The following is a 15,621-nucleotide window of genomic DNA, read 5'->3' as shown; positions in this document are numbered from 1 at the left end:
ATCCTTTCTTATTGATTCATTAAGTCCATCAGTTTTTGTTCCCACTCTTTCGTTGTCAGCGGGGAATCAAGCGGCTGCGAATAATGGCCTCTTGTTTCCGGCGCGACAGGCGTCGTGGCGTCAAGAATCATTTTGTGTGTCATCCCTGCCGGATCAGACCCCGGGTCAAGCGGAAGGACGGACAGATCAGGAATGATGACTGCATCGTGTTTCGGATGCATTTTCGTTGAGAGCGCCCACATGACTTGCGGCAGGTTAAACGGATCGACATCCTCATCCACGACAATGACCATTTTGCAGTAGCCGAGTCCGTGCGGCGTCGTCAGGGCGCGCATGCCGACCGCCTTGGCAAATCCGCCGTAGCGCGTTTTCGTGGAAATAATGGCGATCAGCCCGTGCGTATACATCGCATTCACGGCGACGATTTCGTTCGGATAGGCTTCCTTCAGCTGCTGGTAAAGCGGCACGCACGTATTAATGCCGATCATATAGTCGCACTCCGTCCACGGCATGCCTAAGTATAAATGTTCAAAAATCGGATTGTTTCTATGATATACCCGTTTGATTTTGATGACCGGCATGCTGCGGCCGCCTGAATAATGGCCCGTGAACTCACCGAAAGGTCCTTCGTATTCCCGTTCTCCCGCAAGGATCTCTCCTTCCAGAACGACTTCAGCGCCCCAAGGGATGTCTAAATCAGACAATTTAGATTTAACGATTCTGTAGGGCTCCCCTTGAATCGCGCCGGCCATTTCATACTCGGATTGATCGTATAACAGCGGAGTTGATGCAGCCGTTGTAATCACCGGCTCACAGCCGAGCGCGATCGTAACGGGAAGATTCACGCCGCGTTCTTCAGCTTGGCGAAGATGAATCGCAATATCATGCTGAGGCACGGGCTGAATGCCGAGGCGGTCTTTTCCCTTTACCTGCATTCTGTAAATGCCGACATTCTGCTTGCCGAAATTGTCCGGATCTTCAAGATCGCGGGAAATGACGCACGCTTTATCCAAATAGTAGCCGCCGTCCCCCTGGTTGATTCTGAATAGCGGAAGGATGTCAAAAAGATTGATATCTTCCGTTATTTCATTTTCATGAAACGGCGCGGTTTCTTCCCGTTTGACCGGCACCGGAAATGCATCGTACCGTTTGGCAAACTCAAAGAATTGTTCTTTTACAGGCGTATCTTTCGGCATGCCGAGCATCATCGCGTGATTCGGCCACGAGCCGATGACATTCAGAGCCACCTGCGCATCGTGATGTCCGTAAATATTGTTAAACAAAAGCGCAGGGGTTTTATCCCCGAGATTGCTGGCTGCACGCGCGGCGGCGCCCAGGTCCGGCTCCGGTTTTACCTCTTCGTTGACGGTTAAGAGCTGCCCTTCTTTTTCAAGAGCTGCGAGAAATTCCCTAAAATCCTGATAGGCCATTATCAGATTCCTCCTTTTTGTTTTTCAATTCCGTACCACCGTTTCGCTTCCGGCAGACGGATGCCGAACTGATCAAGCGTCCGGAACACAATATGGTCTATCAATTCATCCATGTCAGCCGGCTTGTTATAGAATGCCGGCATCGGCGGAAGAATGACGGAACCCATTTTTGTAAGCGCTAGCATATTTTCTAAATGAATTTGGCTGAGCGGCGTTTCTCTTGTCAGCAGCACAAGTTTTTTCCGCTCCTTCAGGATGACGTCAGCCGCCCTTGTCAGCAGATTGTCAGCCATTCCGGTGCGGATGCTTGCCAGTGATTTCATGCTGCACGGAGCGATGATCATCCCGTCCGTTTCAAACGAGCCGCTTGAAATCGCCGCTGCCTGGTCTTTGTGAGAATACGTATAGGATGCGAGTTTCTCGACATCTTTTAACGTATAATCGGTTTCATGTGTAATGGTGACATTTGCCCAGGGAGAAACGACAAGATGGGTTTCGATCTCCGCGGCTTTTAAATATTCTAAAAGCCTGATCCCGAATATGGCCCCCGTTGCCCCGGTCATTCCGATGACGAGCTTCATATTGACCCCTCCTTTACGGTTGAAATGTGGTGTCAAATCCATCATACTCCTGATATATCCATATGAAAAATATTCGTTAAATCTATGTATCATACCTTAAAGGTATAATAGAAAGGAGCGCGTTCTCATGGATATCCGGCAATTGCGTTATTTCATCACCATTGCCCAAGAGCAGAAAATCACGACGGCCGCCAAAAAGCTTCATATGGCACAGCCGCCTTTGAGCCGACAGTTGAAACAGCTCGAAGAAGAATTGGGCGTCATTCTGTTTGACCGCAATAAAAAGAAACAAATGACCCTCACATATGAAGGAAATGTCTTTTTGAAAAGAGCAAAAGAGATTCTTCATAAGTTTGAGGACGCTATAATCGAGGTACAAGAGCTGAAGGAGGAGGTGGCCGGGACACTTGCCGTCGGGTCAACCATTTACTGCGCAGCGCTTATGCTTGAGAAAGTGTCACAGATGAAAGAGCGGTTTCCGCATCTCACCTTTAACATTTGGGAAGATGAACCCGTCTCACTGCTCGAGCTTCTGGAAACCCGGCAGATTGACGCCGCCGTCACCACCACCTTGATTAAAAACGACGGCATTGAATCGAAGGAGCTTGAAGACATTCCGTGTGTATTGGTGCTGTCAGAGCATTCAAAACGACTGTGCGGAGAAACGATTAAACTGAGTGACATCGCCTCTTTGCCTCTGATCCTTTTGCGCACCGTCAATGGAAGAGGTGTGTATGACCAAGTCCTCCATGTTTGTGAACAGTACAGTCTCGACCTTCAGGTTGTCTGTGAATGCCATGACTCCGCGACGCTCTTGAGCCTCGTATCATCAGGATTCGGCGCCACGATTCTGCCTTTGACGATGATTCCCGTCCATATGCGCTCGCATGTCAAAACGGTTATCATCGAAGACAACCCGTTTGTCATGACACCGGCCGTCATCTGGAGAAAAGACAGCTACCTGCCGAAGCCTGTCAGACAGTTTTTGGAATTATTTTGATCCGGAACACGATGAATTCCCGCTTATGAAAACCAATTACTTGACTCATACTAAAAAAAAGTTATCCTTTACAATTGGGAGCTATTTTTTCTCAATAAAACTACTCAGAAAAGTGGGGAATAAAGAAGATGAAAAAAGCATTATTCGCTTTGTTCATGATGGTCAGCATCGCAATGCTTGCAGCCTGCGGAAACTCACAGGACAGCGGATCTAAGTCAAAAGACGGCGATCTTTGGGCTTCTGTCAAGAAAAAAGGCGTACTGACCGTCGGTACAGAAGGAACGTACGAACCGTTTACCTTCCATGATAAAAAGACTGACAAACTGACCGGATATGATGTTGAAGTGATTCAAGAAGTCGCGAAACGCCTCGGTCTGAAAGCTGACTTTAAAGAAACACAATGGGACAGCATGTTTGCCGGTTTAAACGCGAAACGGTTTGACGTCGTCGCCAACCAAGTCGGCAAAACAGGCCGTGAGAACCAATATGATTTTTCTGATAAATACACAACGTCAAATGCAGTCGTCGTGACGAAAAAAGACAGCACGATTGCGAAAGAGGCTGATGTCAAAGGAAAAACAGCGGCTCAGTCATTAACAAGCAATTACAATAAATTAGCGAAAGAAGCCGGCGCGAAAATTGAAGGCGTCGAAGGCATGGCGCAATCCCTTCAGCTCATTCAGCAGGGCCGCGCTGATCTGACTTATAACGATAAGCTTGCCGTACTGAACTACTTAAAAACGTCCGGCAATAAAAACGTGAAAATCGCGTTTGAAGCAGGCCAGCCGCAGCAGACATATTTCGCATTCCGAAAAGGAAGCGGCGAACTTGTGACTCACGTCAACAAAGCGTTAAAAGAAATGAAAGAGGACGGGACTCTTTCTAAAATAGCTAAAAAATGGTTCGGCGAAGATGTTTCTAAGTAACATGCCGGAACCCGTGATTGCAACAGCCATTCCGTGGGATTTGGTGCAGCAGTCATTCTGGCCGATTCTTTCCGGGGGAATCTATTATTCGATTCCCCTTACCATTCTTTCCTTTATTTTCGGAATGATCATCGCGCTGATTACGGCGCTCGCCAGAATGTCAAATATGAAACCATTGAGATGGGTGTTCAGCGTATACGTATCAGCGGTGCGCGGCACTCCTCTTCTCGTTCAATTGTTCATCATTTTTTATCTGTTCCCGACATTTAATATTACGCTGGACCCTTTCCCAAGCGCAGTCATCGCGTTTTCATTAAACGTGGGCGCCTATGCTTCTGAAATCATCCGGGCATCTATTTCATCCGTGCCGAAAGGGCAATGGGAAGCCGGTTATACGATCGGCATGACCTATCGCAAGACATTGTTCCGCGTGATCCTGCCGCAGGCATTTCGCGTGTCCATTCCGCCATTATCAAATACATTTATCAGCCTGATCAAGGATACATCTCTCGCGTCACAGATTCTCGTCGCGGAGCTGTTCAGAAAAGCGCAGGAAATCGGCGCGCAAAACCTTGATCAAATCTTGGTCATCTATATTGAAGCCGCCTTTATTTATTGGATCATCTGCTTCTTGCTGTCAATCGTACAGCACGTGATCGAACGGCGTCTCGACCGTTACGTGGCCAAATAAGGAGGTTTCGATATGCTTTCCGTCAAAGGATTAAATAAATCATTCGGACAGAATGAAATTTTAAAAAAGATAGATATGGAGATAGAAAAAGGGAAAGTCATCGCCATTCTGGGGCCGTCCGGTTCAGGAAAAACGACGCTTCTGCGCTGTCTGAACGCGCTTGAGATTCCCAATCGCGGCGAGCTGGCATTCTCCGATTTTTCAATAGATTTCTCTAAAAAAGTGAAGCAGGCTGATATTCTCCGCCTCCGCCGCAAATCAGGCATGGTCTTCCAGGCGTATCATCTGTTTCCTCACCGCACGGCGCTTGAAAACGTCATGGAAGGACCCGTTCAAGTGCAAAAGCGCGACAAGGAGCAAGTCAGAAAAGAAGCGATAGAGCTTCTGGAAAAAGTCGGACTGAAAGACAAAATGGATTTATATCCGTTCCAGCTTTCCGGCGGTCAGCAGCAGCGGGTCGGCATCGCCCGCGCGCTTGCGATTCAGCCCGAGCTGATGCTGTTTGACGAACCGACGTCAGCACTTGATCCGGAGCTGGTCGGCGAGGTGCTCAAAGTGATTAAGGATTTGGCGAACGAAGGCTGGACGATGGTCGTCGTCACCCATGAAATCAAATTCGCGCAGGAAGTGGCTGATGAAGTCATCTTCATTGACGGCGGCGTCATTGTGGAACAAGGACCGCCGGCCCAGATTTTTTCCGCGCCGAAAGAAGAACGCACGCAGCGGTTTTTAAACCGTATACTGAATCCTTTGTAGGAGCCGGAGAAGAAGCGAAACACTGATTTCGCTTCTTCTTTTTTTTGGCGGTTATGCTACAATGACAATTAATGAAATTTTATGAAAGAAGGGACCTCTTTGAAGCGGGAATTCTTGATGCGCTGGACGTTTTATTTTGCCGGTCTGTTGATTTTGTCTTTCGGGGTATCGTTAACCATTAAAGGAAAAGCTCTCGGCATCAGCCCTTGGGATGCCTTTCATTATGGGCTTTTTCAGCATTTCGGGCTATCTGTCGGCCAATGGTCCATCTTGGTCGGCGCGGTCATCGTGGCTTTAACCTGCCTGTTCACGAGGACACTCCCGAAAATCGGCGCTATCTTAAACATGGTGCTGATGGGAATGTTTATTGATTTCTTCTCGTTTCTGCTTCCTGAGGTGCACGCTTTTTCCTTAGCGGCCGTGTTTTTTTCTATCGGATTGCTGCTGATCGGCTGCGGCGTCGGTATTTACGTATCGGCTGGGCTCGGCGCGGGCCCCCGGGACTCTCTGATGATGCTGATATCTGAAAAAACGGGCTGGAACGTGCAATGGGTGCGGAACGGCATTGAGCTGACGATTCTTGCCGCAGCCTGGGTGATGGGCGGACCGATCGGCGCCGGAACCATTATTACGGCTGTTTTGACGGGGCTGATTCTGCGTTTTTCTTTGCCGCAGTCCTCTAAACTGTTAACATACGCGATCTCCGGGCGGGCAACGTCCGTGCATTAAAAACAAAGCCGAAACGGTTTTGTTTTTTTATTTTCGGACAGCTTTCGTTTGATATGATAGGATGGTTTTGACAATATTTTCAGACGGAGGATCTGGACATGAAGATTTACGGAGTATATATGGACCGCCCGCTTTCTGCAGGGGAAGAGGATCGGATGATGGCAGCCGTGTCCGCCGAAAAGCGGGAAAAATGCCGGCGCTTTTACCATAAGGAGGATGCTCACCGCACCTTGATCGGCGACATGCTGATCCGCACCGCTGCGGCGAAGGCTTACGGACTTGATCCGGCCGCGATTTCATTCAGCGTCCAGGAATACGGAAAGCCGTACATCCCCGCGCTTCCGGACATGCACTTTAATATTTCCCACTCCGGGCGCTGGATCGTGTGTGCCGTTGATTCAAAACCGATCGGCATTGATATTGAAAAAATGAAGCCCGGCACGATTGATATCGCCAAACGTTTTTTTTCGCCGACGGAATACAGTGATCTGCAAGCGAAACACCCCGATCAGCAGACCGATTATTTTTACCACCTGTGGTCGATGAAAGAAAGCTTTATCAAGCAGGCCGGAAAAGGGCTTTCCCTGCCGCTTGATTCATTCAGCGTCCGTCTCAAAGACGACGGCCATGTGTCCATTGAGCTCCCGGACGGACATGAACCTTGTTTCATCCGCACATATGATGCGGACGAGGAATATAAGCTGGCCGTTTGTGCGGCGCATCCCGATTTTTGTGACGGGATTGAGATGAAAACGTATGAAGAGCTGCTGTAAGCATAGAAAAAGGAGGGTGTCCCCCTCCTTTTTTGTCAGCCTGATATTTCCGCCTGTTTCTGCAGCTGCTTTGCTTCTTGATAAATTTCTTCGAACAGATCCGCGATGTGTTCTTCTTCAACACATGAAAATGCGATTCGCAAATCGGTTTCATTAATGGATATCGTCCCGATTCCTCTCTTTTCAAGCAACGACACTCTCAATTCGCCGGCGTTTATGTCTTTCAGCCGGACACACATGAAATAACCCGAGTTAAACGGATAAGGCGTCCATACGTCTTCATAGTGCTTGTTTTCTGCAAGAACGGCTTTCACTTTGTCAGCCCGTTTTTTCATGATGTTATATTTCAGCGATTTTTCTTTCTCGTATTCCGGTGACTGCATCGCCCGCAGCATAAACGTTTGGGACGGATGCGGGGCGCTTGAAATCGTTCCCCTGATAATCCCTTTTGTTTTTTCCTCGAGCACGCGCAGCGCTTTTTCGCTTTTTGTGCTGTACGTAATAAAACCGACGCGGAAGCCCCACGCGTAATTTTCCTTCGTCGCGCCGTCTATTTTCACGCAAAGCACCCGGTCGTGCACTTGGGCGAGTTTGCTGAAGATGGATTCCTGAATGGCTGTTTCATCGTAAAACAGATTGTAATACGCATCGTCTACGAGCACGACAATCTCTTTACCGGCCTCCGCCGCCTCCAGGATCACGCTGACGATTTCTGCCGCTTCCTCTTCCCCCGGCGTATAGCCTGTCGGATTATTCGGGAAATTCAGCACGACAATCGCCTTTTCTTCCTGCTTTTTCAGCAGTTCGGACAGCCCCGCCGCATTAAAACGCCCATCCTGCTGAAAAAGCGGGTACGTCTCAATGGATGCCTTGCGCCGGACACCGAAAATGAAATTGTAATTTCCCCAATATTTATCAGGCAGAAGCAGCGCATCCCCTTCATTGACGAACAAGTCGGCGGCAATGCTCAGCCCGTGTGTTAAAGCGTTTGTCACGATCGGCGTGCTGATGTCTTTGCCGGCTAATGAAGGATTTTCGAGACGCATTTTTTTCAGCCATTCCTGTCTGAGCGGCTCTTTTCCCTGCGGCGGAGCATAATCGTAGATATCATCGGGGTTATAGGCGGACAATGTCTCTTGAATATGGGAAAAGTGCATAGACTCGCCTTGTGAGGTGGCAATCCCGATCGTGGCATTATACTTTCCGGCCTTGGCTTTCGCTTCCGCCGATTGTGTCAGCACCCCTTTCGGATAAAACAACTCTCTGCCCAAATCAGAAAGCATATGAAGCACGTGCGGGTTTTCTTCAGATAATGTTCTGTTCAGCTCTTTTGCTGCATCATTCATGTACGACAATCCCTTCAAAATTATATTCCATCAAATCATAACATAAAATTTTTGATAAATGAGAAAACTCACGGGCAGATTTTGTTACAAAAAACAGACAGCGAATGCTGTCTGTCATATCCTATAACAATTGGCCTGCAGTGCTCCTGTTAATAATCTCATATATTCGTTCCGCCACTTTTTCAGTTTCACTTAATATGAACATGTGGCCGTCCGAAAACTCATGAAATACGGGATTGTCGGCCCATTTTTTCCATCCGTCCGCATCTTTGATACATTTTTTATCTTTCCGCCCGTTAAAAATATGGACGGGTGATTGAATCATGTGAGAATCAGACGGACGGAAGCTTTCAAGCGCGCGGTAGTCGGATCTGAAAGAAGGCAGGAAAAATGACATGACCTCCTTATTCTCCACTAACTCCTGCGGCATTCCGCCCAGCTCGATAATATGGGCGAGAAATTTTTCATCATCAAGATGAGACACTTTTTTCCTTTCAACATGCGGCGGCTGAATGGCTGAGATGATCACGGCCTGCGGGTAAATCCCCTCCCGCTCCAGCTTTTGAGCCAACCTGAAAGCGACCATGCCTCCCATACTGTGGCCGAACAGCACAAACGGGCGGTCAGGATGGAGATTCAACTCCTGCTGGTATAAACTGACAAGCTGTTCAAAATCCTCAACGGCGGACATTTGATTTGTTCCGTGTCCCGGCGGTTCCGCGGCAAGCATCTCACACTCACCTTGAAGATAGGTGTGGAGCGGGCGGAATGATGCGGAATAGCCTCCTGCGAACGGAAAACAGATAAGCTGCGTTTTTTCCGTGGTATCGAACGATTTAAAGAGCTGGACCATTGGCGGGCTTCCTCCTTTTCTATCGTGAAGCTGTCAGCTTCGGATGTTCCTTCCTTAGGAATTCGAGCAAATATGCCGCATTCCTTTCGAGACATGCTCCCTGAAGCATTTCTGCGTGACTGCCGCAGCCTTTTTTCACACGGTATTCACCTGTCGTGGCTTCCTCCCACGAAGCGAGCCACGGCGGCATCGCAAAGTCCGGTTCTGACGTTAATAGATCTATATCCGCATTGACCGTGCCGGTGCTGACGGTATGCACGAAATAAGAATAAAACGCGTTTGTTTTTTTGGCGAGACCTTCCTTGACGGCTTCGTCATTCAGCGCTTCGTTATCCCGGTTTACCTTCATCAGCGCCTGGACATCGCTTTCTACGGTGCGGCCTTCCAAGTCGCTGACGCCTTGTTTTTTATAAGAATCAACCATGATCAGCCGCTCCACTTTACGTCCTTCGGATTCAAGCCGTTTGGCCGTTTCAAAGGCGAGCGTGCAGCCAGCCGAGTATCCGAACAGCTTGACCGGTCCTTCCGGCTGGAGCTGATTGATCAGCTCTGTGTAGCGTTCGATGCGGTTGTCTTCCTCGATAAAATCAAACGCACAGATTCTATAGCCGGACAGCTGTTTTGCCAGCGGCTGGTACATCAGCCCGTAACCGAGAACCGGCGGGAACGCAAACAGTGTGTCAGACTGATTTTTATTCATGATGGTGAGATCTTTCATTCCTTTTTCTTCACCGTGAAGCAGATAACCGGCAATGTCTGCGATTGTCGTCGCTTCGAATAACAGCTGCACCGGGATGTCCGTACCGAGCTCTTTTTTAATGCGCGACGCTGCCGTCATCGCTTTTAAGGAATGGCCTCCGAGCGCGAAGAAATCATCATGAATCCCGATCTGCTGTCTGCCGAGAATCTCGGACCAGATGTGTGCAATCGTTTCTTCCGTCGCGTTTCGAGGCCCGATCCATTCTTTCGCCGCCTGAGCCTGATCCGGTTTCGGCAGCTGCCGTTTATTGACCTTCCCGTTTGTCGTTAAAGGAAGCTCCTCTAAGAAAGTAAAGGTTTGCGGCACCATGTAAGCAGGAAGCTGTTTTTTCAAGTGCCTCTTTACGTCTTCAGCTGAAAGCGGCGTCCGGTTCACGAGATAGGCGTTGATTGATGCATCTCCGGACTCATGGCGGTCTGCAACAACGACCGCATCTTTCACACCCGGGTATTCCTGCAGCTGCTTTTCGATTTCTTCAAGTTCAATCCGGTGTCCGCGTATTTTGACCTGGTCGTCAATACGCCCGGCGTATTCAATCGTTCCATCCGGCAGCCATCGTGCTAAATCCCCTGTTCGGTAAAGCGTTTCTCCCGGCTTGAACGGATTTGGGATAAACGTTTGCTTCGTCAGGTCGTGACGGTTCAGATACCCTTTTGATACTCCCATTCCGCTGATGCACAGTTCACCGACAGCTCCGAACGGCTGAAGCTGGTTTTGCCTGTTAAGAATATAAATACTTGCATTGCTGATCGGCTTTCCGATCGGCAATGAGGAAATGGAATCCGGTATATCATGCACGATGTGAGCTGTCGCAAACACCGTTCCCTCAGTCGGCCCGTAGCAATTAATCAGCTTGCCAGGCCCCATGATCTCAAGCGCCTTTCTGACGTGAGGCACAGACGCGCGCTCACCCCCGAATAACACACAGCGGAGCCCCTTCAGCCACTCCTCTCCCGCATCGGTGAGAAGATTAAAAAGTGCGGTTGTCGCAAACATGACATTGACATTCTCCTGCCGGATCAGATCAGTGAGCCGTTCTGTATCAAGCAGTGTATGTTCATCTGCGATAATGAGCCGTGCCGCATTCAGTATTGATGCGTAGAAATCAAAAGTAAATGCGTCAAAGGCGTAATTCGAAACAGATAAGAACGTATCTTGTTCAGAAAATGCCATATAGTCTACATGCTTGACCAATCCTTGTATATTGGCATGAGTGGTGATATTGCCCTTCGGCTTTCCGGTTGTGCCGGACGTATACATAATATACGCCGGATCATCGGGATCAATTGCGGCTGCAGGATCGCTTGCCTGTTCCTCAAACCGTGCTTGATCATCGATGATGAGTGTTGTTCCTGTATACGGCAGCTGAGCCGCTTTTTCTTTCATCTCCTGATGTGTCAGCAGACAGGCTGCCGCACTGTCAGTCAGCATGTACGAGATTCGGTCCTCCGGCAGCTTCGGATCAACCGGCAGATAAGCCGCTCCTGCTTTTAATACGCCGAGAATGCCGATCACCAGTTCAAGCGAGCGCTTCGTGTACAACGCGACAACGGTGTCTTTACCCGCACCTTGCTTTTGCAAACGGCGCGCAAGACGGTTCGCTTCCTCATCTAATTCGCGATAGGAAAGAGTCTGGCCGGAATACGTAAGCGCCGGTGCATCAGGATTTACATTCACCGCTTCCTTGAACCAATCCGTCAGAGGCTTCGCCTGATGAGTCTCAGCCGGCGGGTTTAAGCCGGTAAGCAGAAGCTCTCTTTCCTTTTCATCAACAAGTCTGATCGTATTGACAGGCTGATCCGGCTTCTGGATGAGCTGCTGAATCGCTGTAAGAAGCTGAGATTTTAAGCGCAGGATAAACGCCTCATCAAACACATTCCCGTTATAGGCAAGCTTAATCAGCATCTCATCACCTGGAGAAGCCATCAGGTTGAGATCATAATTCGATTTCTCAAAAACATGGACGTCCTCCATATCAAAGCCGTTTTCACTGTTTTCTTCATTTTTTGCATCCTGAAGCGGATAATTTTCAAACACAATGATGTGGTCAATCAGCTTTGGCTGATCGGCCTGGCTTTGGATGTCATAGAGCGGCACATATTGATGAGGCTCAGACTCCAGCGATTGCTCCTGCAGCTGCTTGAGCAAGCCGTTAAATGTGGTATCCTCAGACAGCTTCACCCGCCTCGGAACAGCATTGATAAACAGCCCGACCATATGTTCAACGCCTTTGATTTCTGCGGGACGCCCGGAAACGACTGTGCCGAAGATCAAATCGCCGGACTGCTGGTAGCGGCTGATTAATACACTCCAAACCGCCTGCAGCGCCGTACTCAAAGTAGTATGCTGCGATTTTGCAACTTCGGTAAATGCTTTTGTTTCCGCCTCCGGCAGTGAGAAGAGCAGCTCTTTCGGCTCGTAGCCGTCCTTTTGTTTCTTTCTTTGCTCCGCAAATGTCGTTTGTCCTTCAAAATCTTCTAAGTACCCGCGCCAGTAATGCAGTGATGCTTGTTTATCCTGCTTTTCAAGCCACTTGATATAGTCTTTATACGGTTTGACCGGCGGCAGGCTGTACGGCTTTTGTTCGCGCAGGGCGTTGTATACCTTAAACAGATCCTGCACGACGATGCCGAAGCACCAGCCGTCCAAAATGATGTGGTGGTAGCTCCACACCCATTCAAAGCTTTCTTCCGCTTTTTTGAATATGGCTGCCCGCATCGGAATATCCCGCGTCAAATCAAAGCCCTTGATCTTATCCTGTTCTTTGTATTCATTAATTTTGGATGCTTGCTCGCTGCCCGTTAAGTGTGTCAGATCGATTTCTTCTATCTGAAACTGCCGTTTTTTCAATACGACTTGGACCGGCCTTTTTACTTTTTCGTGAATGAACACGGTACGAAATACATCGTACCGGTCCATGATCACATTCATGCTTTCTTCAAGGCATTTAATATTCAAGCTGCCTTTTACTTTCATTGTCATTTGTTCGATGTAAAAGCTTTGGCCGGGATTCAGGAGAGTATGAAACAGCATTCCCTCCTGCATCGGCGACAAATAATACATGTCCTGAACTTGATCTTTTTTGAACTGGCTCATCTGCTCCGCTCCCCCCTTCTGTTAACTGTTTTTGTCACGTTAAATTCTCCTCAAGCATGTCAAAGATGTCTCCCATTTCATCCATCTCAAGATCCTGCGCGCTGAAATCGCTCGGCGTAAATTCTTTCTCCTCTTTGGCCGTGCAATGGCGGATGATCATTAAAAGATTGTCTTTAAACCGCTGCATCTGTGTTTCGACGGTGCTTCTTTCATATTCTTCCTGATTGTATGAGCAGGAAATGACGAAGCGGCCGCCTGTAACCATTCCGCTGAAGCTCAGTGCGTATAACGCCTCTGACTCTTCGCTGACTTGACGTCCCATATCATATGGAGACGGCTCAAACCATTCCGTCTTCACTTCATTGTCAAACTGCCCCAAGTAGTTAAAACTGATTTCAGGCGCGGCGCCTTTTTCTGTTTCATCGGATGACAGATACCGGAGAATTCCGTATCCTACACCTTTATCTGGAACGCGCCGCACTGTCTCTTTTACCGTTTTAATGACGGAAGAGACGCCGTCTTCCTTGCTGATCTGCAGAATTAACGGATATTGGGCCGTAAACCAGCCGACCGTCCGTGAAATATTGACGTTCGGTATGATTTCTTCCCGGCCGTGTCCTTCTAAGTTGATGCCGACTTTGCCGTTTTCCGTCCATTCACCGATCGTTAAGCCGAGTGCGCTGAGCAGAATGTCGTTGATTTCCGTTCCGTACGGATGATGAACATCTGTCAGCAGCTGTGCCGTTTCTTCCTCAGTCAATTCACATTTCACGGCCGCCGTATGTTTGACGAGCCGTTTGTCCGGATCATGGTCTTTCGGCAGCGGCCGGAGTTCTTCCGCATCTGCCTGCGCCCAATAATCCGCCTGCTTTTTCAGCTCTTCTGATTGCGCAAACGTGTTCAGCGCCTCCGCCCAATCTTTAAAGGAGTGGGTTTTTTGCGGGAGAACGATGCTGTTTTGCTGCTGCGCCTGTTTATAACCTGAAGCGAAATCCTCAAGCAGAATTCTCCATGAAACCCCGTCCACGACGAGATGGTGAACCGCGATTAACAGATGATCGCCTTGTTCTGTCCGGTATTGCTCCGCTTTTAACAGCGGGCCGTTCTCCAGATCAAAACTTCCCTGAAGATGATCGGCAAGCCGCTGAATCTGGCTTTTCAGCATATCCTCGTCCGTTCCGTACAGATCAACGATTTCAAAGCTTGCCTTGCATTCTGTGACAGGGAGGTATGTCTGAATGATGCCTTCCCTTGCTTCACGGTAAACCATGCGGAGCGCATCATGGTGTTCAATCAATGCTTGCAGGGTTTTTTCCACCAGGTCCGGATCAAAGCCGTCTTTCGCATGAAGCATGACGGATTGGTTCCAGTGGTGTTTGTCGGTGAAGTTTTTCTCAAAGAACCAGCGCTGGATCGGCGTTAACTCCGCTTCGCCTTCGACAGGTCCCTGATCGGCCTGCTTGCCTTCCGTCCGCTCCACATAAGAGACGAGCTCTTCGATGGTCGGGTGCTGGAAGAGGTCTTTCATCTCCAGCTTGTAGCCGTGCTGGTTCAGGCGGCTCGCCATTTGGATGCCTTTGATCGAGTCGCCGCCGAGCGTGAAGAAATTATCGCTTACGCCGATCTGATCAAGACCGAGCACTTCCTGCCAAATGTCGGAAAGCAGCGTCTCCATCTCCGTTTCCGGCGCTTTGTAAGCGGCGCTTCCCGCTTCAATGTCCGGTTCCGGCAGGGCTTTTTTGTCAATCTTTCCGTTTGCGGTGACCGGAAGCTCGTCCATCTCCACCCAGAACGCCGGCACCATGTAGTCAGGCAGCGTGTCTTTCAGCGCGGCTTTGAGCGCTTCAATATCGTCCTGTTGAGGCGCGACATAGGCGCAAAGCGCGGTATTGCCTGCTTTGTCTTCCACAGCCGTCACCGCTGCGTCATGAACGTCCGCAAGCTGGGCGAGGCGGACTTCGATTTCTGAAAGCTCGATCCGGTAGCCCCGCACTTTGACCTGCTGGTCGATACGGCCGATGTATTCGATGCCGCTCTGCGCGTTCCATTTGACGAGGTCGCCGGTCCGGTACATGCGCTCGCCGGGCACGAACGGATCTGCGGTAAACCTCTTAGCCGTTTCTTCTTCACGGTTCAGGTATCCGCGTGCCAGACCGCGGCCGGCCACGCACAATTCACCGGCAATGCCTTCCGGCTGTACCTGATCTCCGTCGCCGAGAATATAAGCTCTCGTATTGGCAATCGCCCGTCCGATCGAAAGCGATCCTTCCTCAGGATTGATGACGCCGCTTGTCGCGACGACGGTGTTTTCCGTCGGGCCGTAGTTGTTGACGATCGTGTATGGCTGTTTCACCGCCCGCTTCAGCTTGTCGCCGCCGACGAGAAGCATGCGGAGAGAGGTATTTTCCAGCTCCATAAATTGTTCGGCCAGCTGCGTCGGCAGGAAGGTGATGGTCACGCCGTGCTCCTCGAAATAGTGATTTAAGCGGGTGATATCCAGCCGGATCGCTTCGTCAATGACATGAAGCTCCGCGCCGATGGTCCATGTCGGGAACATCTCCCAGATGGAGGCGTCAAAACCGAAGCCCGCGTATTTGGCGCTTTTATCATCCGCCGTCATGGCGAATGCGTCGTGGTGCCAGAAGCACAGGTTCACCAGCGCATGGTGTTCGACCATGAC

The 15,621-nt window shown here is 49.6% G+C and carries 12 protein-coding genes; 6 read left to right on the top strand and 6 right to left on the bottom strand.

From position 1 onward, the window contains the following. Positions 1–8 precede the first annotated feature (8 nt). Together bsdC and ACWJJ4_RS12475 are read right to left on the bottom strand one after the other, a co-directional pair. Positions 9–1,430 carry a phenolic acid decarboxylase BsdC gene (gene bsdC, locus ACWJJ4_RS12480; protein ID WP_003156369.1) on the bottom strand — a complete coding sequence of 474 codons (1,422 nt, stop codon included), beginning with the start codon at positions 1,428–1,430 and terminating at the stop codon, positions 9–11. Between the two features lie 2 nt (positions 1,431–1,432). Further along, complete coding sequence (locus ACWJJ4_RS12475) at positions 1,433–2,053, bottom strand: non-oxidative hydroxyarylic acid decarboxylases subunit B (RefSeq protein ID WP_155724304.1); 621 nt, start codon at positions 2,051–2,053, stop codon at positions 1,433–1,435. A gap of 85 nt (positions 2,054–2,138) precedes the next feature. Between ACWJJ4_RS12475 and ACWJJ4_RS12470 the strand changes: the two genes are divergently transcribed. The 6 genes from ACWJJ4_RS12470 (at position 2,139) to ACWJJ4_RS12445 (ending at position 6,886) form a co-directional block, all read left to right on the top strand. Further along, positions 2,139–3,011: a LysR family transcriptional regulator gene (locus ACWJJ4_RS12470; RefSeq protein WP_063174349.1), complete on the top strand. Its 873-nt coding sequence runs from the start codon at positions 2,139–2,141 to the stop codon at positions 3,009–3,011. Between the two features lie 128 nt (positions 3,012–3,139). Then, positions 3,140–3,937 carry a cystine ABC transporter substrate-binding lipoprotein TcyA gene (gene tcyA, locus ACWJJ4_RS12465; protein WP_003156373.1) on the top strand — a complete coding sequence of 266 codons (798 nt, stop codon included), beginning with the start codon at positions 3,140–3,142 and terminating at the stop codon, positions 3,935–3,937. Then, positions 3,924–4,628 (top strand): amino acid ABC transporter permease, encoded by a 705-nt coding sequence (locus tag ACWJJ4_RS12460; protein ID WP_003156375.1) that lies wholly within the window; start codon positions 3,924–3,926, stop codon positions 4,626–4,628. The genes tcyA and ACWJJ4_RS12460 overlap by 14 nt, the downstream gene beginning before the upstream one ends. Positions 4,629–4,640: 12 nt before the next feature. Then, complete coding sequence (tcyC, locus tag ACWJJ4_RS12455; protein WP_003156376.1) at positions 4,641–5,384, top strand: cystine ABC transporter ATP-binding protein TcyC; 744 nt, start codon at positions 4,641–4,643, stop codon at positions 5,382–5,384. Between the two features lie 117 nt (positions 5,385–5,501). Then, complete coding sequence (locus ACWJJ4_RS12450) at positions 5,502–6,113, top strand: YczE/YyaS/YitT family protein (RefSeq protein WP_439931280.1); 612 nt, start codon at positions 5,502–5,504, stop codon at positions 6,111–6,113. Positions 6,114–6,211: 98 nt separating this feature from the next. Next, the gene (locus tag ACWJJ4_RS12445; RefSeq protein ID WP_015388713.1) at positions 6,212–6,886 is read left to right on the top strand and encodes a 4'-phosphopantetheinyl transferase family protein; all 675 of its coding nucleotides are present in this window, start codon (positions 6,212–6,214) and stop codon (positions 6,884–6,886) included. Between the two features lie 35 nt (positions 6,887–6,921). Here the strand turns inward: ACWJJ4_RS12445 and ACWJJ4_RS12440 are convergent, their stop codons facing one another. From ACWJJ4_RS12440 to ACWJJ4_RS12425, 4 genes are all read right to left on the bottom strand, one after another. Further along, positions 6,922–8,232, bottom strand: a complete 1,311-nt coding sequence (locus tag ACWJJ4_RS12440; protein ID WP_058906555.1) for an aminotransferase class I/II-fold pyridoxal phosphate-dependent enzyme — start codon at positions 8,230–8,232, stop codon at positions 6,922–6,924. Between the two features lie 121 nt (positions 8,233–8,353). After that, positions 8,354–9,085, bottom strand: a complete 732-nt coding sequence (srfAD, locus tag ACWJJ4_RS12435; protein ID WP_326375374.1) for a surfactin biosynthesis thioesterase SrfAD — start codon at positions 9,083–9,085, stop codon at positions 8,354–8,356. A gap of 19 nt (positions 9,086–9,104) precedes the next feature. Continuing rightward, on the bottom strand, positions 9,105–12,941 hold the full coding sequence (srfAC, locus tag ACWJJ4_RS12430; RefSeq protein ID WP_454021676.1) for a surfactin non-ribosomal peptide synthetase SrfAC: 3,837 nt from the start codon (positions 12,939–12,941) through the stop codon (positions 9,105–9,107). A gap of 34 nt (positions 12,942–12,975) precedes the next feature. Next, a partial coding sequence (locus tag ACWJJ4_RS12425; protein ID WP_454021675.1) for a condensation domain-containing protein occupies positions 12,976–15,621 on the bottom strand: 2,646 nt, incomplete at its 5' end.

Source organism: Bacillus sp. JK62 (genome assembly GCF_053663455.1).
The sequence above is the reverse complement of the archived record's forward strand: the minus strand, read 5'-3'. Positions and strand labels throughout refer to the sequence as shown.